Origin of the sequence: Enterobacter cloacae complex sp. CARB60 (assembly GCF_036487345.1) — a bacterium.
In the GTDB taxonomy this organism is placed as follows: Bacteria; Pseudomonadota; Gammaproteobacteria; order Enterobacterales; family Enterobacteriaceae; genus Enterobacter; species Enterobacter asburiae_D.
In genome coordinates this window covers 2,378,027-2,397,978 of sequence record NZ_JAZKLC010000002.1, presented here as the reverse complement: position 1 = coordinate 2,397,978, position 19,952 = coordinate 2,378,027, and the positions used below count along the sequence as shown (strand labels likewise).

Here is a 19,952-nt window from a genome sequence, read left to right as displayed (position 1 = left end):
CTTTACACGAATAGTCATAACCCTATATTTCACAAGATTATTTTGCGGGCTCGTTTAGAAGGCGTTCGATTTTTAATCATCCCGTAAAGGTATCATTTCAGTGCGAAATTATCGCCCTGGACAGGACGTAGCAATATGAAGACACATCCACAGTACGAACCCTGGCTGCAGGGCATGCTCATTATCGCAAAACACTATCGGCTGGATTTCTCGGCGGAGCATGTTCGGGTCACGATTAACCATGAAAGCCAGTCTCCGCGCCAGCTGGTGCTGGAGGAGATGGCGCGCCAGCTTGGGCTGGGGATGCGTATGGTGGCGGCTGAAGCGGTATCCCTCGATCCGTGGCGCCTGCCGCTGCTGGCGGAATTCACCGGCGGACAAATCGCGGTCATTAACCGCATGGACAGCGAAGGCAACGTCAGCCTGCAGTTTAGCGGCGACGCGGGGCTGGAGACCACGCTGACGCGTGACGAACTCGGGGCGCGGTTAAAGGGGCTGATGGTGTTGCGCCCGCTCGAATCCACGCCGGACGCGCGCGTGGACGATTACATCAAACCCTATGAGAAAAACTGGTTCTGGCAGCTGGCGCTGAAAGACTGGCGCCGCTACAGCGACATTATGCTGGTGGCGCTGGTGGCCAACGTGCTGGCGCTTTCCGGCATGGTCTTCTCCATGCAGGTCTATGACAGGGTGGTACCGTCCCAGTCGGAAGCCACGCTGTGGGTGCTGTTTGGCGGCGTGATGATTGCCATCGTGTTCGAATTCATCATGCGCATGCTGCGCGTGCATATTTCTGACGTGGTGGGGAAACGCGCCGACCTGCGCATCTCCGAACGCGTTTTTGCCCACGCGCTGCGGATTAAAAACGGCGCACGCTCCAAATCAACCGGATCGTTTATCGCGCAGATCCGCGAGCTGGAGTCGGTGCGGGAGCTGATCACCTCGACTACCATTGCGGCCATCTCCGATCTGCCGTTCTTCCTGCTGTTCGTCTTTATTCTGTGGATGATTGGCGGCCCGCTGGTGCTGGTGGTCCTGCTCGCCGTGCCGCTGCTGCTCATCCCCGGCCTGCTGGTACAGCGCCCGCTGGGGAAACTCTCCAGCGAAGGGATGCGTGAATCCGCCATTCGTAACGCCACGCTGGTGGAAGCGGTGCAGGGCATTGAAGACATCAAGCTGATGCGCGCCGAACAGCGTTTCCAGAACCAGTGGAATAACACCAACGACGTCGCCGCCAGCGTCGGCATGAAGCAGCGCTGGCTGACGGGCCTGCTGCTCACCTGGACGCAGGAGGTGCAGTCCATCGTCTATGCGGTGGTGCTGCTGGTGGGCTGCTACCTGGTCATCAGCGGCGACATGACCACCGGTGCGCTGGTAGGGACCTCAATTCTGGCATCGCGCACTATCGCGCCGCTGTCGCAGATCTCAGGCGTGCTCTCGCGCTGGCAGTCGGCAAAAGTGGCCCGCAAGGGGCTGGACGACCTCATGCAGCGTCCGATTGACGATCCGCAGCACGGCAAGAAGGTGCACAAAGCCCACCTGCGCGGCGACTATAGCCTTGAGGACGTCGGGTTTTATTACGACGAGGAAGAGAAACTCACCGTGCTCAACATCAGCAAGCTGCAGATCCGCGCCGGAGAGCGCGTGGCGGTGCTCGGGCGTAATGGCTCCGGTAAAAGCACGCTGTTACAGCTTCTGGCGGGCATGCAGGAGCCGCAGCAGGGCAGCATCCTGCTCGACGATATTGCCCTCAATCATCTGGACCCGGCCGACGTGCGTCGCGACATGCAGCTGCTCGGCCAGCAGGCGCGGCTGTTCTTTGGCTCCGTGCGGGACAACATCCTGATGGGGAACCCGTTAGCCACGGACGACGAGATTCATCAGGCGCTGGTCAACAGCGGCGCGCTGGAGTTTGTGCGCAAGCAGAAAATGGGGCTGAACTACATCATCAACGAAGGCGGGGCTGGCCTCTCCGGCGGACAGCGTCAGGCGCTGCTGCTGGCGCGTGCGCTGATCACTTCCCCGAATATCCTGCTGCTGGACGAGCCTACCGCCTGGCTGGACGAAATGAGCGAGAAGCAGTTTATACAGCATCTCCACAAATGGCTGGGTAAACGCCGGACGCTGGTCGTGGCGACGCATCGTCTGCCGATTCTTGATTTGGTCGACCGCATCATCGTGCTGGAGAACGGCAAGGTGGTGATGGACGGCCCGCGCGATGCGATCCTGCATCAGCACGGTATGGCGCCGCAGAAAGCCGCACAGCGCACCGTGACCATGAAGCCGGCGGCGGTTGCCGAGGAGGGCGCGGCATGAATGATTTGTCTCGTTTCAATAGCCGACTGAAGGAGCCACGCCTGCCGCGCTCGTCAATGGTGGCATGGTCGCTGTTTGCCCTGCTGGCGGTGTTTATCGCCTGGGCAAGCCTGTTCCATCTTGATGAAGTGACGACCGGAAGCGGCAAGGTCATACCGTCTTCTCATGAGCAGGTCATTCAGTCTCTGGAAGGCGGCATTATCCACAGCCTTATGGTGCGCGAAGGTGACATTGTGGAACGCGGCCAGCAGCTCGCGCAGCTAGACCGGACAAAAACCGAGTCGAGCGTACTGGAGAGCGAGTCTCGTCTGAATGCGGCGCTGGCAACGGCTGCTCGCCTGAAGGCCGAGGTCAACGATACGGAACTTGTGTTCCCGGAAGAGCTGGATGACGACGTTGAGCTGGTTAAACAGGAAACGGCGCTCTACCAGTCCCGTCGTGAAAGCCTCGAAAAAGGGCTGGCCGGACTGCGTCAGGGTGCCGAGCTGGTGCAGCGCGAGCTGTCGTTAACCCGTCCACTGGTGACCCAGGGGGCAGCCAGCAAGGTGGAGGTGTTACGTCTTGAGCGTCAAAAAAATGAGCTTGAGAATAAAATCACCGAGATGAAAAACCAGTATTACGTTCGCGCCCGTGAAGAGCTGGCGAAAGCCAATGCCGAGATTGAAGCCCAGCGTTCGGTAATGAAAGGGCGTGAGGACTCCCTGACCCGGCTGACCTTCAATGCGCCGGTTCGCGGGATCGTCAAGGATATTGACGTTACGACCGTGGGAGGCGTTATCCCGCCGAACGGCAAGCTGATGAGCCTGGTCCCGCTTGACGATCAGATGGTGGTTGAAGCGAAAATCTCGCCGCGCGATGTGGCGTTTATTCATCCCGGCCAGAAAGCGCTGGTGAAAATTACGGCCTATGACTACTCCATTTACGGCGGGCTGGAAGGGGAAGTGACCATGATTTCGCCGGACACTCTGCAGGATGAGGTGAAAAGGGATGTTTACTACTATCGCGTCTATATTCGTACCGACAGTAACCATCTGACCAACAAGCAAGGTCAGGAATTTCCGGTCTTTCCGGGAATGATTGCCACTGTTGATATTAAAACCGGCAGCAAAACCATTCTTGATTATCTGTTGAAACCGCTGAACAAGGCAAAAGAGGCGCTGCGGGAACGATAGGGGAATGGCGTTCGGGACACCGAACGCCTGTTGGATTATACGGTTGACGTCACGTTGTGAGCGTGGCGTCGCTCTTTAGGCACAACGTTAATGTAATGCGTAACATAGGCAAAATATAAACCGGCATAATTTTCGACAAGTTCGATAAACGCCGGGTATATCGACATCCGACCGTCACCACGATCTTTAAGATAACCCGCCTCTTGTGCCGATTTGATAATTCGGTTGACGTGGATACGTGAAACAAAAAATTCTTTTGCGAGCGTGCTGGCTGAGTACTCAATGACTGCGCCGTGAGCGGATTTGTTTTTCATGGCCTGCAAATAAATATAAAGCATAATCATGCGCCCGCCATCCTTATCGATAAATAACCCCACTTCAGGCAAAACCTTTCTGAACGTTAATCCCCGAAACAGATATTCTGCCGCACGGCGGAAGAAGTTGTTTCTCAAAATATCATTATCCAGCAGGTTAACATTAATATTAAATGCCGGATAAAGAATGCTGACGGGTAAAAAGGCGCCGGACATATATCGCTTAAGTTCATTCAAACCTTTTTCGGTAGGCGCGATTCTCGTTTTGCGTCTGTCTTCCGTGCAGCGCCAGGTCCTGATGCGCCCGGTGGTTCTCAGTATCGTAATGATCGCAATAACGCTGTTGGGGCTGGCTATCTTATATCGAGAACATAATTCTTTAATTTCTGAAACTGACTCGGCCTGATTTCCAAAAACAAAACAGCACATGGAGAGGATAATGTTAAATCGTGATTCCTGCAGCATTGTCTTGTAGAACAAAGGTTGTTTTTTGTAGATGGTGTCATTAATTGTGTAGTGCTCTAATATTGCCTCACCGAATCGCGGATTGTTCTTTATAACATCCCTTCGATGTAGCAAGGCCCTGGATGAGATATGATTATCCATAGCGTTTTTCTCGTATTTAAATGAGCCGATAGATGAAGTATCCAGTCTTCTTTTTCGGAATTCTCATTATACCCTGAGAATAAGATGTTTGCCGTTGTTATTTGAAAATAAAAGTATATTTAAATGTCGGTGATTAACGCAAAGATGTTCCAGTGAGTTTGGCTGATAACTGTTTCTTAGCCTGAGGGTCTACTGTAAAATTAATGTTTATAACAGGTGCGTTAAATTTTACGTATTCACAAATGGAAATGGCGCTTTAGTGCCCAGGAGCAGGTTATGACCCACAAAATTTCTCTCAGAAATGGGGCGTGCGATGAACAAAATTTTGTCATCTCCGCCTGCGGTTTTACGTTCCAGGGATATCGCCTGATCCTTAACCAGTACGGTATACAGGCTTCGCATATTCACTTTAACGGGGATGAGGTATCCCAACAGGATGTGGAAAATATCCTTATAAATCAGAATGCTCATATTGTTGTGTTTCTCGGAAAAGGTGTCGTCAATCTCCTGGAGAGCCTGAAGCGCCTGGCATCCGTGCTCAATACTCTTCCCGTTGTTCGACGCGTCACCCTGTATGGTGACATACCGGATGGCTGGCTGTATCGCACCCTGGGCAGTCTTTTAAATAACAGTTTTCAATTATCATTAATTCGTATAGCCCGCGTTTCAGATGTCATAACCTGTTCTCATACGCAGCATAACGTTTTTAAGGATCGTTCGTACCTATTACGCGATCGCTGCAGGGATAATACTTCGCAAGAAAACCTAAAGTGGCTAACAAAAAGAGAGATTGACGTTTTATTAAATTTCTACCGCGGTATGTCCGTAAAAGAAATGTGCGACGAAATGGGGCTTTCTAATAAAACGATTTATACCCACCGAAAGGAAGGTGTATTGAAATTACGCTTGATTAAGCGATGGCTACACGATCCGCATAATTTTAAAGCGGAAGGGGGGATTAAACACCAGCGTCAAAAACAAGAATTCACGGATAAAGAAACAGAAATATTTAATGCGCTACTTAAAAGAGAGATCTTCCCTGCCTATCAAATTATTACCGATCGTGACAAAAAGGGCGTAGGTTTTGAGATACTGATCCGCTGGAATAAAAACGGTAAAATTGTCAAGCCAGCCAGCTTTCTCACGGATATCTCAAATCATGAAATATGGTTAAAAATAACCGCATTAGTTATTCATGCCGCCGTGTCGGGGATTAATAAGTATAATGGTAAATACTATTTTTCTGTGAATATTCCACCTCGCCTGGCGTCCGGAAATGCATTGCCTGATATGGCCAGGAAAGCTATCGACATGCTGCTCAAACCGCAGTGGGCCGAAAAGCTGGTCTTTGAATTTGCAGAAGATATTGACGTGACGAAGGACAAAAGGATCCCTGAAACCATGCGGCATTTACGCAATACCGGGTGTCGATTGTTTCTGGATGACTGTTTCTCTAATCATCAAACCATGTTCCCGGTGCGGCAGGTGCATTTTGATGGACTTAAGCTGGATCGTGACATCGTTGAGCATTTTGTGGCAAACGACAATGACTATAACCTGATTAAAGCGATTCAGCTTTATAGCGACATGACCGGAACGGACTGTATTGCGGAGGGGGTTGATAGTGAAGAGAAGTTTGAGAAATTAGTCGCTCTGGGCGTCAAGAATTTTCAGGGATATTATTTATCACGTGCCGTGAAAGAGGAAGAGTTAGACCGTATGGTGAGGTTGTTCAGTTAAGAAAAAATAAAGCCCCGAAGGGCCTTTTATTATTTTCGACCCAGCAACAGGCCGAGAACAATACCGACCGCACCCGCTGCGACGAGGCCGGTGAGGGGGTTATTTCTGACAGCTTCAGTCACGTCGGAAACCGCATCGCTGGCCTGCGCGGCATATTTTTTAGCCGCACCTTTGACCTGATGCTTTGGTGAATCTACGAATTCACCAAACTGCTGCTGCGCTGAGCCTGCGAGTTCATCAAATTTATTTTTTGCCTTGTCTTCAGCAAACTGGGTGTTTTTATCAGTACCGAGATCGGACATTTTTGCCTCCTTTTGTTGATAATTAAAGGATAGCCGCTCTTTGCAGATGTGGGAGACGAAAGGTTAATTTCGGCACCTGTCAGGGCTGTTTTCGGATATATCTCTGTGCGGGGTACGCGCACAGAGAGACGCCGTTATTCGGCAAAACTCAGCAGCGCGTCGCCATCAAGACGATAGCGAACCCATTCGGACTGCGGCAGCGCGCCGATGCTCAGGTAAAAATCAATGGCGGGCTGGTTCCAGTCCAGCACGCTCCATTCAAGGCGGCCGCACTGACGTTTTACCGCGAGCTGCGCGATATGTTTCAGCAGCGCTCTTCCCGCGCCTTTACCGCGATAATCCGGGGAAACGTACAGGTCTTCCATGTAAATACCGTTGCGTCCGAGCCAGGTTGAATAGCTGGTGAAGAACACGGCATAACCGGCGATCTTACCTTCACACTCCGCGATCAACGCTTCGGTTTTACCGCCGGTGCCAAAGAGCGTTTCCCTGATCTCCTCTGGGGTGGTCACCACTTCTTCCGGCGCTTTTTCGTACACCGCGAGCTCGTAGATCATGGCGTAAATTGTCGCCGCATCTTCGGGACGGGCCTGGCGAATGGTTATGCTCATTGTTTTTCCTGTTTTTAAGCCTGCGTTTCGATTGATGGCGTTAAGCATACGGAGTATTGTCCGAAGAATTAAGTGCAATGAAATCAACAAATGATGAATATTATGCATCCGGTACTGAGACGCCTTGATTTAAACCTGCTGCCCGTTTTCGACGCGATTTACCGCCACCGTTCCGTACGGCTTGCCGCTGATGAGCTGTCGATGAGCACATCGGCCCTGAGCCATGCGCTGTCGCGTTTGCGCATCACCCTTAATGACCCGCTATTTTTTCGGGAAGGACATCGCATGTCCCCCAGCGTGTATGCCTCTCAGCTTGCGCCTTCCATTGCTTCCGCACTGTCGTTCCTGAATCATGAGCTGACCCCGCAGCCGGAGTTTGATCCGGCCAGCAGTACCGAAAGCTTACAAATTGGGATTACGGACTTTACCGCGCTGTGCATTTTTCCGGCGCTGATGCACAAACTGCAGCGTGCTGCCCCGGGTTTGCGTTTCGAATTGCGCTATCTGCCGCACAGCCCGGCGCTGACGGAACTGCTGGCGGGCGAAGTGGATCTCGCGCTGGGGTTCAGCACTCAGGATGATATCCGGCACCCGGAACTGGAAGAGATCGGCTGGTTTGAAGATGAGTATGTGGTCATCAGCAGCGCGCGGCGGACGCGTCTGACGCTGGAGGATTATCTCGCAGCCCGACACCTGGTGGTGACGCCATGGAATGAAAAGCAGGGCGTTCTGGACGTGCGGCTCGAACAGCTGGGCTATACCCGACAAATCGCGATCAAAACGCCGTCGATGCTCAGCGCGCCGTTTATCGTTGCGGAAAGTGACCTGCTGATGGCGATCCCCCGTTTTGCCGCTGAGAAGCTGACTGCCGCAGCGGACCTGAGGATATTTCCTTTACCGTTTTCGATACGCACGTTTGAAGTGAAAATTTACTCGCATAAACGCAGCGGACAGCGGGGCGCGACCCGCTGGCTTAAGGAGGCGCTGCAAACGCTGGCGCAGGCGCGTCATTCAGGGCTGTCCGGCTCCCAGGAGAGGATGTCGCCGGGTTGACACTGCAGCGCCTCGCAAAATTAGTAGGGCGCAATAGTCAACACAATAAAAAGATATGCGGCCGGGGAGGAAAGTACGATATCGTAACTCTATGATTGAATGAGAAGTTCGCAGAAACGCCGTCGCAACAGGACGATAAATGATTGATGACATCCGTTATCTGATAGTGTTTGCACAGATTGCTGAGGCAGGATCCATTTCAGGTGGGGCAGAAGCGTTAGCGCTTACAACCGCTACGGCAAGCACGCATTTATCAAAGCTGGAAAAAAAACCTTGGCTGCGCGTTGCTCTACAGAAACACCCGTAAACTCTCTCTGACTCACGATGGCGCAAATTTGCTGGAAACGGCCAACTTCATCGGGACAAGCTATTACACGACGCGAAAGAAAATTTCAGACCTCACACGCGACATACAGCAGATCGCCCCATGGCTTACAGCAAATGAGGCACGTAAGCGCGTGCGGTGGTGTTTAGAGATATTCAGAGCCTGAGTTTACCTTGCGACGAGAACATATTTATAGGAAAAAGAGGTGCGGCCGGGGGCTCCCGGCCATTTTTTTATAATGGGGAAACCTGAATCATTATACCGTATTCATCAGATCTGCTTATCTGATACTTGTTATCTTCGGTGTTAAACTCCACTGGAGTGGAATCCAATTCGTTATTAATGTAGCTGGTAACGAGTGGTCCCGTATCTTTAAGTATCAAGCTATCATCTAAAGAATCCATCATGGAGCATATTGAGGCTAGTGCATCTGCGGCATTCAACCCTTTGCCGCCGATAAGCCACATCACAGACGTAAGTTTTCCTGATTCGCTTACCCATCCTAATCCTGCAATTTGAGGTGAGATGTGAAACTGGATCATCTTTCCATCTTTTGAACCTTCACTGTTTATAATTCTTGCGGATCTGAATTTTTTCCCTAAGGTGCTGATATCCTTATTATATGCTTTAATGAATTGCTGCGGTGTCAGGTTTGCAGATAATAATTTATCTTGAGCCATTCCTGCGAATGCGTATAACATATAAAAAACGAATATTAATCCTCGAAACATAAGTAAATCCTTCCATGTTGTAAAAATAAATTTTATCTATTATTTAAAACAGAAAGTATGCGATAAGTGCCACTGCATTTAGACATGGGTGTGATAGTACACTCAGTTCTCTTTATTATTTTCAATATGTGTGGCAAGGCGGGGGTGTTAAAAAATTATTAAATGAATCAATCGTGCTCAATTAGTAAAAAAAATTGAGTATAGACCAAGAAGTTCGATAATCCTTTTATGCTTGGCAGAGCTGCGCCGCAACGGCAGCGACGAAAAGCGAACAATTTGAATCTAACGAGAACCTCGCACCTGCGGGGTTTTTGCTTTCCGGCGATACGACAGGGGTATTCGCGAACGTGCTACGGCACAGTACCCCTGTCGTATCATCTGCATAAAACCGCAACATCACTTTGCTCGACTGTATGAGAACAATTATTGAGTAGCGCGCGCTGGTTAAGTCTTACAAAGGGATTCGTGGCGATTATGCTGATCAGCCTGAGGTGCGTAAAGAGGTCTGTTGCGAAACTGGAAGGAGTTACGCAAAAGAGTGAATTTTGGGGGCAATTTTGGGGCAGTAAAAAGTCTTTTTATGTCCGATAGTGCCTTTTGTATATACCGCGTAAATGCCTGATAAACATGTAAAACTTAATGTTTACATAATGTTACTTTAGAGGATACAATACCCCCCTATAGTATCTTAACGGAGGGCGTATGCCGCATTCACCCGAAGATAAAAAACGTATTCTTACCCGCGTCCGTCGCATTCGGGGCCAGGTTGATGCCCTTGAACGCGCGCTGGAGTCGGGCGACCCCTGTCTGGCCATCCTGCAGCAAATCGCCGCCGTACGCGGGGCTGCTAATGGTCTGATGGGCGAAATGGTTGAAATTCACCTCAAAGATGAGCTGGTAACGGGGGAAACCACGCCGGATCAGCGAGCCGTACGCATGGCGGAAGTCGGCCATTTGCTGCGCTCTTATCTAAAATAAACCCACACACCTGACAAAAAGGGAAGACATATGAAATCTCGCGCTGCTGTCGCATTTGGCCCCGGCCAGCCGCTCAAAATCGTTGAAATCGACGTGGCACCGCCGAAGAAAGGCGAAGTGCTGATCAAAATCACCCATACCGGCGTGTGCCATACCGATGCGTTTACGCTCTCCGGTGACGATCCGGAAGGCGTCTTCCCGGCGGTTCTCGGCCATGAAGGCGGCGGGATTGTGGTGGAAGTGGGCGAGGGCGTGACCAGCCTGAAGCCGGGGGACCACGTGATCCCGCTGTACACGGCGGAATGCGGCGAGTGTAAGTTCTGTAAATCCGGTAAGACCAACCTGTGCCAGGCGGTTCGCGCCACGCAGGGGAAAGGGCTGATGCCGGACGGCACCACCCGTTTCTCTTATAACGGCGAGCCTGTTTATCATTACATGGGCACCAGCACCTTCAGCGAATACACCGTTTGCGCGGAGATCTCGCTGGCGAAGGTGAACCCGCAGGCGCCGCTGGATAAAGTCTGCCTGCTGGGCTGCGGCGTAACCACCGGTATTGGCGCGGTGCATAACACGGCAAAGGTCAAAGAGGGCGACACCGTAGCGGTGTTCGGTCTCGGCGGCATTGGTCTGGCGGTGATTCAGGGCGCGGTGCAGGCGAAGGCCGGTCGTATCATCGCGGTCGACACCAACCCGGAGAAATTCAAGCTGGCGGGTGAAATGGGTGCGACCGATTTCGTGAACCCGAAAGATTACGACAAACCGGTTCAGGACGTCATCGTTGAGCTGACCGACGGCGGCGTTGACTTCAGCTTCGAATGTATCGGCAACGTGAACGTGATGCGTTCCGCGCTGGAGTGCTGCCACAAAGGCTGGGGCGAGAGCATCATCATTGGCGTGGCCGGTGCGGGTCAGGAGATCAAAACCCGCCCATTCCAGCTGGTCACCGGACGCGTGTGGCGCGGTTCGGCGTTTGGCGGCGTGAAGGGCCGTACCCAGCTGCCGGGTATGGTTGAAGATGCCATGGTTGGTAAGATTCAGCTCGACCCGTTTATTACCCACCGTTTACCGCTGGAGCAGATCAACGAGGCGTTCGATCTGATGCATGAAGGAAAATCCATCCGCACCGTCATTCATTTCGGCGACAAGTAACTCTTCTGCCAGCGGTTTTTCGCCGCTGGCGTTTCTTTAATAATCTTCTCTAAAGTGTGACCAGTGCGGCGTTTTTAGCCGTAATCTAAATCTCTGCCGTGCCGATGACTATTTAACAGGCGTGTTTTTACGCATCTTACCTATAAGAGAGTCGACGGTCATGGACAACACTACTTCGATGCAGGCGCAGCGTAAGCTGAGCTTCTTGCATCACATCAGGCTGGTTCCGCTGTTTTCCTCCATTCTCGGTGGCATTATTCTTCTGTTTGCCTTGAGCTCGGGTCTGGCGGGGTATTTCCTGCTGCAGGCCGATCGCGATCAGCAGGATGTCACATCCGAAATTCAGGTGCGTATGGGGCTGTCGAACAGCTCAAACCATCTGCGAACCGCGCGTATCAACCTGATCCACGCCGGTGCGGCGAGCCGTATCGCGGAGATGGATGCGATGAAGCAGAACATCAGCGAGGCGGAAACGCGCATTAAGCAGTCCCAGGAGAGCTTTACCGCCTATATGAATCGCGCCGTGCGCACCGCTGAGGGGGAAGCGCTGGAGGCGGATCTCAAGGCGCGGTACGACGCCTATATCGCGGGCATGCAGCCGATGGTGAAATTCGCCAAAAACGGCATGTTCGAAGCGATTATCAACCATGAAAACGAAAAGGCGCGCCCGCTGGATGACGCTTACAACGCCGTGCTGCTGAAGGCGATCAAGATCCGTACCGACCGTGCGAATACGCTGACGGCGCAGGCGCACAGCCGCACGCAGCTGGGCCTGATGTTTATGGTTGGCGCGTTTGCGCTGGCGCTGGTGCTGACGGCGATGACCTTTGTTGTGCTGCGCCGTACCGTAATCAATCCGCTGCAGCGTGCAGCGAAACGTATCGAGAATATCGCCAAAGGCGACCTGACGATGCCGGACGATCTGGTCGGGCGCAGTGAAATTGGCCGCCTGGCGCGCGACCTGCAAACCATGCAGCACTCGCTGGAAAACACCGTAGGCACCGTACGTCAGGGGGCGGAAGAGATCTACCGCGGAACCAGCGAGATTTCTGCCGGTAACACCGATCTCTCTTCGCGCACCGAGCAGCAGGCTGCGGCCATCGAGCAGACCGCCGCGAGCATGGAACAGCTGACCGCAACGGTGAAACAGAACGCCGATAACGCCCATCATGCCAGCAAGCTGGCGGAAGATGCCTCCGGTAAAGCCAGCCGCGGCGGTCAGATGGTCTCCGGCGTGGTCAAAACCATGGGCAATATCTCCACCAGTTCGAAGAAGATCTCTGAGATTACCGCGGTGATTAACAGTATTGCGTTCCAGACCAATATCCTGGCGCTTAACGCGGCGGTAGAAGCGGCGCGTGCGGGTGAACAGGGGCGCGGGTTTGCCGTGGTGGCCAGTGAAGTCCGAACCCTTGCAAGCCGCAGTGCGAATGCCGCAAAAGAGATCGAAAGCCTGATCAACGAATCGGTTTCGCTGATTGACCAGGGTTCCGGTGAGGTTGTCGCCGCCGGTAACACCATGAATGAAATCGTCGACGCGGTTAAGCGCGTGACCGACATCATGCTGGAGATTGCCGCAGCGTCCGACGAACAGAGCCGCGGTATTGTCCAGGTGAGTCAGGCGATTTCCGAGATGGATAAAGTGACACAGCAGAACGCCTCGCTGGTGGAAGAAGCCTCCGCCGCAGCGGCGTCTCTGGAAGAACAGGGCGCGCGTCTGACCGAGGCGGTCGGCGCGTTTCGTCTGAGCGGTGCAAAGTCGGGCCGGGCGGTGATGTCCGCGCCAGCGGCGAAGAACGCGCCGTTGCGCCCGGCGGCAACGGTTTCCGGGGATAACTGGAAGACGTTCTGAGTGGCGTGTTGTGTCGGGTGGCGGCTTCGCCTTACCCGACCTACAAAAAAGGGACCTTTCGGTCCCTTTTTCACATCTTATTTCTTATCAGATAACGCGTACGCGATAACGTAATCACCGCGATCCGGCGACTGGCGAGCGCCCCCGGCGTTAATGATGATGTACTGCTTACCGGTTTTCGGCGATACGTAGGTCATCGGGCCGGACTGGCTGCCGACAGGCAGACGGTCTTTCCAGATCTCTTTCCCGGTGGCGGTATCAAACGCGCGCAGGTAGAAATCCTGCGTGCCGGCGAAGAACAGCAGGCCGGACTGGGTAGAGAGCGATGCGCCCAGCGTCGGCATACCGATCGGGATTGGCATGTGCATACGAATGCCCAGCGGGCCGGTATCTTCCACCGTGCCAACAGGGACCTGCCACACCAGCTTGCCGGTTTTCAGGTCAACCGCCGACATGGTGCCGAACGGCGGCTTCTGGCACGGAATGCCCAGCGGAGACAGGAAGCGTTCGCGCATCGCGCCGAACGGCGTGCCGTCCATCGGTACGATACCCATCTCGATGCCGCTGGCGTTTTTCGCCACGTTAGCGCGCGGAACCATGTAGTTTGCCAGGCCCAGGCGCATATCGTTGACGAACATCAGGCTGTTGTTCGGGTCAACGGAGACGCTGCCCCAGTTCATCCCGCCGAGAGAGCCGGGGAACTGCAGGGAACGGTCGAGACCCGGCGGGGTGAAGACGCCCTGATGACGCATCTCTTTGAACTGAATACGGCACAGCAGCAGGTCAACAGGCGTCGCCCCCCACATGTCGGACTCGGTCAGCGTCTGGTTGCCAATCATCGGCATGCCCACGGAATACGGCTGGGTCGGAGAGTAGCGTTCACCTTCAACGTTACCCGCCGGAACGGGACGTTCTTCTACCTTCGCCACCGGCTTGCCGGTTTCGCGATTAAGCATGAAGATCATGCCCTGCTTGCTGGTCTGCACCAGCACAGGCGTGGTGCCGCCTTTACCGTCTGGCAGATCGTACAGCAGCGGCTGGGAAGGCAGGTCAAAGTCCCACAGGTCGTGGTGGGTCGTCTGGAAATGCCAGCGCACCTGACCGGTGGTCGCGTCCACGGCGACGATAGATGAACTGTATTTATCGTCGAGCGCGGTACGCTCACCCGCCCAGAAATCCGGGGTGGCGTTGCCGGTTGGCAAATAAATCAGATTGAGTTTTGCATCATAAGACATCGCTGACCAGACGTTCGGCGTGCCGCGCGTGTAGGTCTGGCCTTCCGGCGGCAGGCCGGTCAGGTTCGGATTACCCGGATCCCACGCCCACGCCAGCTTACCGGTGTGAACGTCGTAGGCGCGCACCACGCCCGGCGGTTCGCCGGTGGAGAAGTTATCCGCCACGCGTCCACCAACCACAACGACATTGCCGGCGACCAGCGGCGTGGAGGTCTGCTGATAATACCCGGGCTTGATCTCGCCCATGCCGACGCTGAGGTCAACGGTGCCATGGTCGCCAAAGTCTTCGCAGACCTTGCCGTTATCCGCGTTGATGGCAATCAGGCGGGCATCGGTAGTAGGCAGGAACAGACGGCGAGGGCATGCCGCAGGCGGCGTCTCTGTCTGTGACGCTGTCACGTTTGAGCGTTCTTCAAAGTAGCCCAGACCACGGCAGCGCTGCCAGTTAGGGGCCGTGGCTTTGGAATCATAACGCCATTTTTCTTTACCGGAATCCACGTCCAGCGCCAGCACCTTACTGTATGGGGTACAGACATACAGCGTGTCGCCAACCTGTAAGGGGGTGTTCTGATCTTCCGCGCCCGAGCCGTTGCTCTGCGGAATATCGCCGGTGTGCGCAACCCAGGCGACCTTCAGGTCGCTGACGTTTTGCTTGTTAATCTGGTCCAGCGCGGCGAAACGGTCACCGTGGGTGGTATTGCCCCAGTGCTCCCAGTTCTTTTGCTGCTCGCCTGGCGCGACGGGTTTAACCGGAACGGGCTCGTTCGCGGCCACGAGGGTTTGTGGCTTAAACATCCAGCCCAGGCTGGCCAGCATGGCCACCGCGAGCACGGCCGCGACGCCAAAAGCGAGCGCCTTGTTCGCGGCGCTGCGGTTCGCAGCACGCAGGAAAGGCCAGACGATGGCGCAGAGGAAGGCCAGTACGGCAAAGGTAAACAGGCGAGAGAAGAGCGGCCAGAAATCCCAGCCCGCATCGCTTACCGCCCAGAACAGCGAGGCAATAAACGCGATGCTGTAAAGCACGATCCCGCTGGTGCGATTGAGGAAAATCAGGATCGCGGCAATCACCATGACCACGCCCATTATCAGGAAGTATCCACTTCCGCCTACGGTGGCGAGCTTAAAGCCCAACCCGCCGACCGCCAGACCGATGAGCATCATCAGTCCGGCAAGAAGCCACTGCAGAATACGAGGTATCCCGCGCGGCGCGCTGCCAAATGCCATGTCTTTCTCCTTTCGATCCCCCCGCCGTGTCGGGTGTGTACCAGTTGGGTAATAATGGCGGGAAGAATAATGATTAATACGAGTGAATTCGGTTTTATAAAATGATTTGCGAACCATTTGGTGAATTCACCGTCATGATAAAACTGTTAAATTGTTTTACGCAATTGTTAATGGATTATTCCGCATTATTTGATTAACGCACGGGCGAGTCCCCTCGCCCTAAGGGGAGAGGGTTAGGGTGAGGGTGAAAAAGGTTTTATACCGGCATTGATTTACGGATAGCGCTCAGCAGCGTCTGCGCGCCGGTAGAAAGTGGGGTATCCACCCGGGTCAAAATGCCGATGGGTTCCCCGGCTCCTGGGGAGGTAATCGGCAGGGCGATCAGCGTTCCCTGGCGTAAATCATCTTTTACCGCCCCGGAGGGGACGAACCAGACGTAGTCATAATCCAGGGTGAGCTGGCGCGAAAGCGAGGCCGACAGCGTTTCGATACACCCTGAAGGCAGCGTACACCCCTGCATTTGCAGCAACGTTTCGGCGGTCTGGCGGGGAACGGTCCCTTTCGGGCACACCACAACCGGCCACTCCATCACGCGGCTTAGCGTCACCGTGTCCTGCAGCAGGGGGTGATTGGGACGAACCACCAGCTTCAGGGATTCCAGGAACAGCAGTTCGTAATTGAGGCCGCCCATCAGCTCAGGGTCGGACATTCGACCGATACCGATATCCAGTTCGCCTGATTTCAACCCCGCGAGCAGCATGGTGTTATTCATGGTGGCAACCTGAATAGTGGTATGCCGCTGCTGCTTGTGGAACTGGCCGATAACCGGCGGAAGAATGCCCAGCGCCGCGGTCGGCAAGGCGCCCACGCGCACCACCTCACTGGATTGTTCTTCTTTTCGATGCAGGGACTGGCCTGCGGTATTGAGCGCATCCAGCACTTTAACGGCGTGCGTGAGGAACTGTTCGCCCACGATGGTAAGCTGCGCCCCCAGCCGCCCGCGGTCAAAAAGACGGGCACCGGTCAGCTGTTCCAGCTCGTTGAGGGTTTTCGAGAGCGCAGGCTGGCTCAGGTTAAGGGTTTCAGCCGCACGCCCCAGCGTTCCCTGTTGAGCGACGGCCACAAATGTATGCAAATGGCGCAAGCGTATGCGCTGACTGAACAGACCATTTTTTTCCATAGGCGATGTTAAAAACAGAGCGATGCGGGTGACAAGTTAAGTTGTTTAATTTTGATAACCTGATAGCAAAATATTTTTAACATTTGATCTGTTTGAGTTACAACATGTTTTTCGGGAGGGGGCGATAAGCGAACGTCCTTGTTCATTTATTGCTCATTGCAGAGGGCGAGTTGCAATTCGGTTTAGATCACGCCGTCACCGCCGTCAGAGCACCACACCTGGCCGGACGTAAAGGAACATTCATCCGAGGCCAGCGTGACGTAAAGCGGGGCAATCTCGACGGGCTGGCCCGGACGTCCCAGCGGGGTGTCGCCACCGAACTCCTTCACTTTTTCCATCGGCTGCCCGCCGCTGGACTGCAGTACCGTCCAGTAAGGGCCAGGGGCAACCGCGTTGACGCGGATCCCTTTCGGACCCAGCTGTTTGGCTAAGGATTTGGTAAACACCGCCAGACAGGCTTTCGTCTGGGCATAGTCCAGCAAAACGGGGCTGGGCTTCACCGCCTGAACGGAGGAGGTATTAATGATAACGGATGAGGCTTTCAGGTGACGCAGGGCCGCCTTGGTGATCCAGAAAGGGGCATAGACGTTGGTTTTAAACGTCGCGTCAAAATCCTCGGTGGTCAGGTCTTCAAGGGATTCACGGAACTGCTGACGCCCCGCGTTATTGACCAGGATGTCCAGCCCGCCCAGCTTCGAGACGGCTTCTTCGACCAGATTCTGACAGAATGTTTCGTCCCGGACGTCCCCCGGCAGCGCGACGGCCTTGCGGCCTTCGGCTTCGATCAGCTCGATGACCTCAGAGGCATCTTTTTCTTCTTCAGGCAGATAGTTGATAGCAACGTCAGCGCCTTCACGCGCATAGGCGATAGCGACCGCGCGACCAATACCGGAGTCACCCCCGGTAATCAGCGCTTTTTTACCGGCAAGGCGGCCATGTCCTTTGTAGCTTTTTTCCCCGTGGTCGGGTACGGGCTGCATTTCTGATGCCAGTCCCGGCGGCGTTTGCGGCTGTTCCGGGAACGGGGGCTGCGGGTAAGCGTTCGTACGTTGTTTTGTATCACTCATAGCTGACTCCTTAAGCCAAGGGGTGAGATTTGATGGATAACTGCAGCGTTAACGCTTCGCTGAATTATTTCTGCAAACGATCGACACGGACGACGGCAGGAGATGATTTTTTATCAAGCGAACCGTTGATACTGATCATCTGGTCGGGTTTTACCGTTCTGCCGTCGAAAACTGCCTGGGGAATAATAACGTCGATTTTTCCGGTTTTATCCTGAAATACAAACTTATCGCCGCTACCGTCAATAAGATTACCGCGTAATGAAATTGTCGCACCATCGTGCATTTGTTTTGCCTGGTCGATGGTCATAATACGCGCGTCGTCGGTTCCGCGATATCCGCTATCAAGCGCGTGCGGTGGCGGTGGGGCTTCGCCTTTTTGTAAACCCCCGTTATTATCTGCCCATGCGGCCGGAACCAAAAATATCAATAAAGCGGAAATAAGTGATAATTTCATCCGATATCCTTCATTTTGGGTGTCTTGACTTATTAAGTATTGTTGCTATTCCTTTATGTGGCAAATGTGATAAGTCCTAAAAACATTCGCGTTAGAAATCAAAATTATCGGTTAATAAGCGAAACGGTGACGACGGCCATGAAGCGTGAAAATGAAAAGTTACCCGGGATAGATGAGCGTTACCGTTTGCTGACGTTTGAATATGCGTTTCGTCAGGTGGGTTTTATTGTTCTGTTGGCTATTATCGTCGCGGCCATTGCCGGTCTGTTTTCCAGCGGAATGGTCAGCGACACGGTCAAAACGAATGCCGCTAAATCACTGACCATAAGCTATGAACGCTTTGGACGACGGGAGACGGAGACGCGGATGCAGTTCGCGTTTCCGGTGCAATCCGAGGGGAAGTATACCCTCAGCATGACCAGCGAGAGCAGCGATGTTTATGAGCCCGGCAGCGTCTGGCCGCAGCCGGACAGCATGTTCAGCCGCGGGAAAACCCTCTTTTTTGTCTATAACAACCTGAAAAAGTCAGACAGCTTCTCTGTGTTACTTTTCACGACACCTTCCAGAGCCGGTAAATGGAACACCGTCATCCGCGTCAACAGCGAGCCGGAGATTAACATCTGGCAATTAATTTACCCGTAGGAGGCAGATATGGATATGGTCTTTCGCGCGCTGGCTATTTATCTGTTCCTCATGGTGGTATTTAAGGTGGCCGGACGCCGCGCGCTGCTGCAGATGACCAGCTTCGATCTCATTCTGCTTTTGATAATTAGTGAGGCCACACAGCAGGCGCTCCTTGGACAAGATTTTTCCGTCACCGGTGCGATGATTACCATTACCACGCTGGTGGTGGTTGACATTATATTCGGGCTGATGAAGAAATATTTTTCCCCGGTAGAAAATATCCTGGATGGCACTCCCGTGATTCTGGTCGAGAACGGCGTACCGTTAGCCGATAAGCTGAAAAAAGTCGATGTGTCCTGTGATGATATTCTGGTATCAGCCCGGCAGAATAATGGCATTACGGAAATAGGCGACATTAAATATGCCATACTTGAGCGCAATGGGCATATTTCAATCATTCCTTTCGAGAAATAAGAGGCGGCAAGATGAGCAATCTTTTTCACGACAGCAATAATACCGTGGGTGAACTGACTAAAAAGCTGGCAAGCAAATTAACCGATCTCGGGCTTCGCTTAACCACCGCGGAATCCTGCACGGGCGGCAAGCTCTCGGTGGCGCTTTGCGCAGAGGAAAACACCGCCGAATTTTATGATGTCGGCCTGGTCGTGTTCAGCGACGAAGCCAAAACGCGGATCCTCGGCGTGCGTCCTGAAACGCTTGCGCGGTATACCGCCGTCAGCGAACAGACGGTTACCGAGATGGCCGCCAGTATTCGCGACATCGCCCAGGCGGATATAAGCATCGCCATCAGCGGCTACGCGGGTCCGGAAGGGGGCGAGGATGGCACGGCGGCGGGGACGGTCTGCTTTGCGTGGAATAGACGTGGCGAGACGAAAACCCGCACCGTGCTTTTCTCCGGTGACTGTCAGGACGTGGTGGAAAAAGCGGTGCATTTCTCGCTGGCCGAACTGCTGGCAGCATTGTCGGACGGGAATAACGGTTAAACTCACGGGGAGGTT

The 19,952-nt window shown here is 53.8% G+C and carries 19 protein-coding genes and 1 pseudogene; 11 read left to right on the top strand and 9 right to left on the bottom strand.

The genetic code is table 11. The features are described 5' to 3' along the window. The first annotated feature begins 135 nt into the window (after positions 1–135). Positions 136–2,316 (top strand): type I secretion system permease/ATPase, encoded by a 2,181-nt coding sequence (locus V4835_RS12425; RefSeq protein ID WP_063142835.1) that lies wholly within the window; start codon positions 136–138, stop codon positions 2,314–2,316. Continuing rightward, on the top strand, positions 2,313–3,488 hold the full coding sequence (locus V4835_RS12420) for an HlyD family type I secretion periplasmic adaptor subunit (RefSeq protein ID WP_331412342.1): 1,176 nt from the start codon (positions 2,313–2,315) through the stop codon (positions 3,486–3,488). The genes V4835_RS12425 and V4835_RS12420 overlap by 4 nt, the downstream gene beginning before the upstream one ends. A gap of 35 nt (positions 3,489–3,523) precedes the next feature. Here the strand turns inward: V4835_RS12420 and V4835_RS12415 are convergent, their stop codons facing one another. Beyond that, positions 3,524–4,408: a hypothetical protein gene (locus V4835_RS12415; protein ID WP_063142833.1), complete on the bottom strand. Its 885-nt coding sequence runs from the start codon at positions 4,406–4,408 to the stop codon at positions 3,524–3,526. A gap of 276 nt (positions 4,409–4,684) precedes the next feature. Here V4835_RS12415 and V4835_RS12410 point away from each other — a divergent pair, with 276 nt between their 5' ends. Next, positions 4,685–6,148 carry an EAL domain-containing protein gene (locus V4835_RS12410; RefSeq protein ID WP_331412341.1) on the top strand — a complete coding sequence of 488 codons (1,464 nt, stop codon included), beginning with the start codon at positions 4,685–4,687 and terminating at the stop codon, positions 6,146–6,148. Between the two features lie 29 nt (positions 6,149–6,177). Here V4835_RS12410 and V4835_RS12405 read toward each other — a convergent pair whose 3' ends face one another. Then, entirely contained in the window at positions 6,178–6,450 is a 273-nt protein-coding gene (locus V4835_RS12405; protein ID WP_032657256.1) for a DUF883 family protein, read from the bottom strand. A gap of 134 nt (positions 6,451–6,584) precedes the next feature. Continuing rightward, positions 6,585–7,061 (bottom strand): GNAT family N-acetyltransferase, encoded by a 477-nt coding sequence (locus tag V4835_RS12400; protein WP_063142831.1) that lies wholly within the window; start codon positions 7,059–7,061, stop codon positions 6,585–6,587. Positions 7,062–7,151: 90 nt separating this feature from the next. Between V4835_RS12400 and V4835_RS12395 the strand changes: the two are divergent. After that, positions 7,152–8,075, top strand: a pseudogene (locus V4835_RS12395) (LysR family transcriptional regulator); the annotation flags it as partial. Here the strand turns inward: V4835_RS12395 and V4835_RS24400 are convergent. Next, positions 8,069–8,122, bottom strand: a complete 54-nt coding sequence (locus V4835_RS24400) for a hypothetical protein (protein ID WP_370733176.1) — start codon at positions 8,120–8,122, stop codon at positions 8,069–8,071. The pseudogene V4835_RS12395 and the gene V4835_RS24400 overlap by 7 nt on opposite strands. Positions 8,123–8,253: 131 nt before the next feature. Between V4835_RS24400 and V4835_RS12390 the strand changes: the two genes are divergently transcribed. Beyond that, on the top strand, positions 8,254–8,421 hold the full coding sequence (locus V4835_RS12390) for a LysR family transcriptional regulator (protein ID WP_331412339.1): 168 nt from the start codon (positions 8,254–8,256) through the stop codon (positions 8,419–8,421). A 251-nt stretch (positions 8,422–8,672) separates the two neighbouring features. Here V4835_RS12390 and V4835_RS12385 read toward each other — a convergent pair whose 3' ends face one another. Further along, positions 8,673–9,170 (bottom strand): hypothetical protein, encoded by a 498-nt coding sequence (locus tag V4835_RS12385; protein ID WP_331412338.1) that lies wholly within the window; start codon positions 9,168–9,170, stop codon positions 8,673–8,675. Between the two features lie 702 nt (positions 9,171–9,872). Here V4835_RS12385 and V4835_RS12380 point away from each other — a divergent pair. The 3 genes from V4835_RS12380 to V4835_RS12370 all read left to right on the top strand — a co-directional run bounded on the left by V4835_RS12380 (position 9,873) and on the right by V4835_RS12370 (position 13,149). Beyond that, positions 9,873–10,148, top strand: coding sequence for a metal/formaldehyde-sensitive transcriptional repressor (locus tag V4835_RS12380; RefSeq protein ID WP_003857256.1), 276 nt, complete (start codon positions 9,873–9,875; stop codon positions 10,146–10,148). A 30-nt stretch (positions 10,149–10,178) separates the two neighbouring features. Further along, positions 10,179–11,297 (top strand): S-(hydroxymethyl)glutathione dehydrogenase/class III alcohol dehydrogenase, encoded by a 1,119-nt coding sequence (locus V4835_RS12375; RefSeq protein ID WP_331412337.1) that lies wholly within the window; start codon positions 10,179–10,181, stop codon positions 11,295–11,297. A 160-nt stretch (positions 11,298–11,457) separates the two neighbouring features. Further along, positions 11,458–13,149: a methyl-accepting chemotaxis protein gene (locus tag V4835_RS12370; RefSeq protein WP_331412336.1), complete on the top strand. Its 1,692-nt coding sequence runs from the start codon at positions 11,458–11,460 to the stop codon at positions 13,147–13,149. 77 nt (positions 13,150–13,226) lie between these two features. Here the strand turns inward: V4835_RS12370 and V4835_RS12365 are convergent, their stop codons facing one another. The 4 genes from V4835_RS12365 to V4835_RS12350 form a co-directional block, all read right to left on the bottom strand. After that, positions 13,227–15,608: a membrane-bound PQQ-dependent dehydrogenase, glucose/quinate/shikimate family gene (locus tag V4835_RS12365; RefSeq protein ID WP_331412335.1), complete on the bottom strand. Its 2,382-nt coding sequence runs from the start codon at positions 15,606–15,608 to the stop codon at positions 13,227–13,229. A gap of 256 nt (positions 15,609–15,864) precedes the next feature. Further along, positions 15,865–16,788 (bottom strand): LysR substrate-binding domain-containing protein, encoded by a 924-nt coding sequence (locus V4835_RS12360; RefSeq protein WP_023335657.1) that lies wholly within the window; start codon positions 16,786–16,788, stop codon positions 15,865–15,867. 182 nt (positions 16,789–16,970) lie between these two features. Then, a complete protein-coding gene (locus V4835_RS12355; protein ID WP_331412334.1) occupies positions 16,971–17,855 on the bottom strand; it encodes an SDR family oxidoreductase in 885 nt (294 codons plus the stop codon). A 64-nt stretch (positions 17,856–17,919) separates the two neighbouring features. Further along, positions 17,920–18,309: a YdeI family stress tolerance OB fold protein gene (locus V4835_RS12350; RefSeq protein WP_063142825.1), complete on the bottom strand. Its 390-nt coding sequence runs from the start codon at positions 18,307–18,309 to the stop codon at positions 17,920–17,922. A 138-nt stretch (positions 18,310–18,447) separates the two neighbouring features. Here V4835_RS12350 and V4835_RS12345 point away from each other — a divergent pair, with 138 nt between their 5' ends. From V4835_RS12345 to V4835_RS12335, 3 genes are read left to right on the top strand one after another with little or no spacing between them, the layout of a single operon-like run. Beyond that, positions 18,448–18,951: a hypothetical protein gene (locus V4835_RS12345; protein ID WP_331412333.1), complete on the top strand. Its 504-nt coding sequence runs from the start codon at positions 18,448–18,450 to the stop codon at positions 18,949–18,951. 9 nt (positions 18,952–18,960) lie between these two features. After that, on the top strand, positions 18,961–19,407 hold the full coding sequence (locus V4835_RS12340; RefSeq protein ID WP_331412332.1) for a DUF421 domain-containing protein: 447 nt from the start codon (positions 18,961–18,963) through the stop codon (positions 19,405–19,407). A gap of 11 nt (positions 19,408–19,418) precedes the next feature. Beyond that, entirely contained in the window at positions 19,419–19,937 is a 519-nt protein-coding gene (locus tag V4835_RS12335; protein WP_331412331.1) for a 2-oxo-tetronate isomerase, read from the top strand. The last annotated feature ends 15 nt before the right edge of the window (positions 19,938–19,952 follow it).

What these genes read in the sequence shown, in the direction of transcription:
- V4835_RS12425 (WP_063142835.1), top strand. Translation starts at nt 136, where the DNA reads ATGAAGACACATCCACAGTACGAACCCTGGCTGCAGGGCATGCTCATT.
- V4835_RS12420 (WP_331412342.1), top strand. Translation starts at nt 2,313, where the DNA reads ATGAATGATTTGTCTCGTTTCAATAGCCGACTGAAGGAGCCACGCCTG.
- V4835_RS12415 (WP_063142833.1), bottom strand. Translation starts at nt 4,408, where the DNA reads ATGGATAATCATATCTCATCCAGGGCCTTGCTACATCGAAGGGATGTT.
- V4835_RS12410 (WP_331412341.1), top strand. Translation starts at nt 4,685, where the DNA reads ATGACCCACAAAATTTCTCTCAGAAATGGGGCGTGCGATGAACAAAAT.
- V4835_RS12405 (WP_032657256.1), bottom strand. Translation starts at nt 6,450, where the DNA reads ATGTCCGATCTCGGTACTGATAAAAACACCCAGTTTGCTGAAGACAAG.
- V4835_RS12400 (WP_063142831.1), bottom strand. Translation starts at nt 7,061, where the DNA reads ATGAGCATAACCATTCGCCAGGCCCGTCCCGAAGATGCGGCGACAATT.
- V4835_RS12390 (WP_331412339.1), top strand. Translation starts at nt 8,254, where the DNA reads ATGATTGATGACATCCGTTATCTGATAGTGTTTGCACAGATTGCTGAG.
- V4835_RS12385 (WP_331412338.1), bottom strand. Translation starts at nt 9,170, where the DNA reads ATGTTTCGAGGATTAATATTCGTTTTTTATATGTTATACGCATTCGCA.
- V4835_RS12380 (WP_003857256.1), top strand. Translation starts at nt 9,873, where the DNA reads ATGCCGCATTCACCCGAAGATAAAAAACGTATTCTTACCCGCGTCCGT.
- V4835_RS12375 (WP_331412337.1), top strand. Translation starts at nt 10,179, where the DNA reads ATGAAATCTCGCGCTGCTGTCGCATTTGGCCCCGGCCAGCCGCTCAAA.
- V4835_RS12370 (WP_331412336.1), top strand. Translation starts at nt 11,458, where the DNA reads ATGGACAACACTACTTCGATGCAGGCGCAGCGTAAGCTGAGCTTCTTG.
- V4835_RS12365 (WP_331412335.1), bottom strand. Translation starts at nt 15,608, where the DNA reads ATGGCATTTGGCAGCGCGCCGCGCGGGATACCTCGTATTCTGCAGTGG.
- V4835_RS12360 (WP_023335657.1), bottom strand. Translation starts at nt 16,788, where the DNA reads ATGGAAAAAAATGGTCTGTTCAGTCAGCGCATACGCTTGCGCCATTTG.
- V4835_RS12355 (WP_331412334.1), bottom strand. Translation starts at nt 17,855, where the DNA reads ATGAGTGATACAAAACAACGTACGAACGCTTACCCGCAGCCCCCGTTC.
- V4835_RS12350 (WP_063142825.1), bottom strand. Translation starts at nt 18,309, where the DNA reads ATGAAATTATCACTTATTTCCGCTTTATTGATATTTTTGGTTCCGGCC.
- V4835_RS12345 (WP_331412333.1), top strand. Translation starts at nt 18,448, where the DNA reads ATGAAGCGTGAAAATGAAAAGTTACCCGGGATAGATGAGCGTTACCGT.
- V4835_RS12340 (WP_331412332.1), top strand. Translation starts at nt 18,961, where the DNA reads ATGGATATGGTCTTTCGCGCGCTGGCTATTTATCTGTTCCTCATGGTG.
- V4835_RS12335 (WP_331412331.1), top strand. Translation starts at nt 19,419, where the DNA reads ATGAGCAATCTTTTTCACGACAGCAATAATACCGTGGGTGAACTGACT.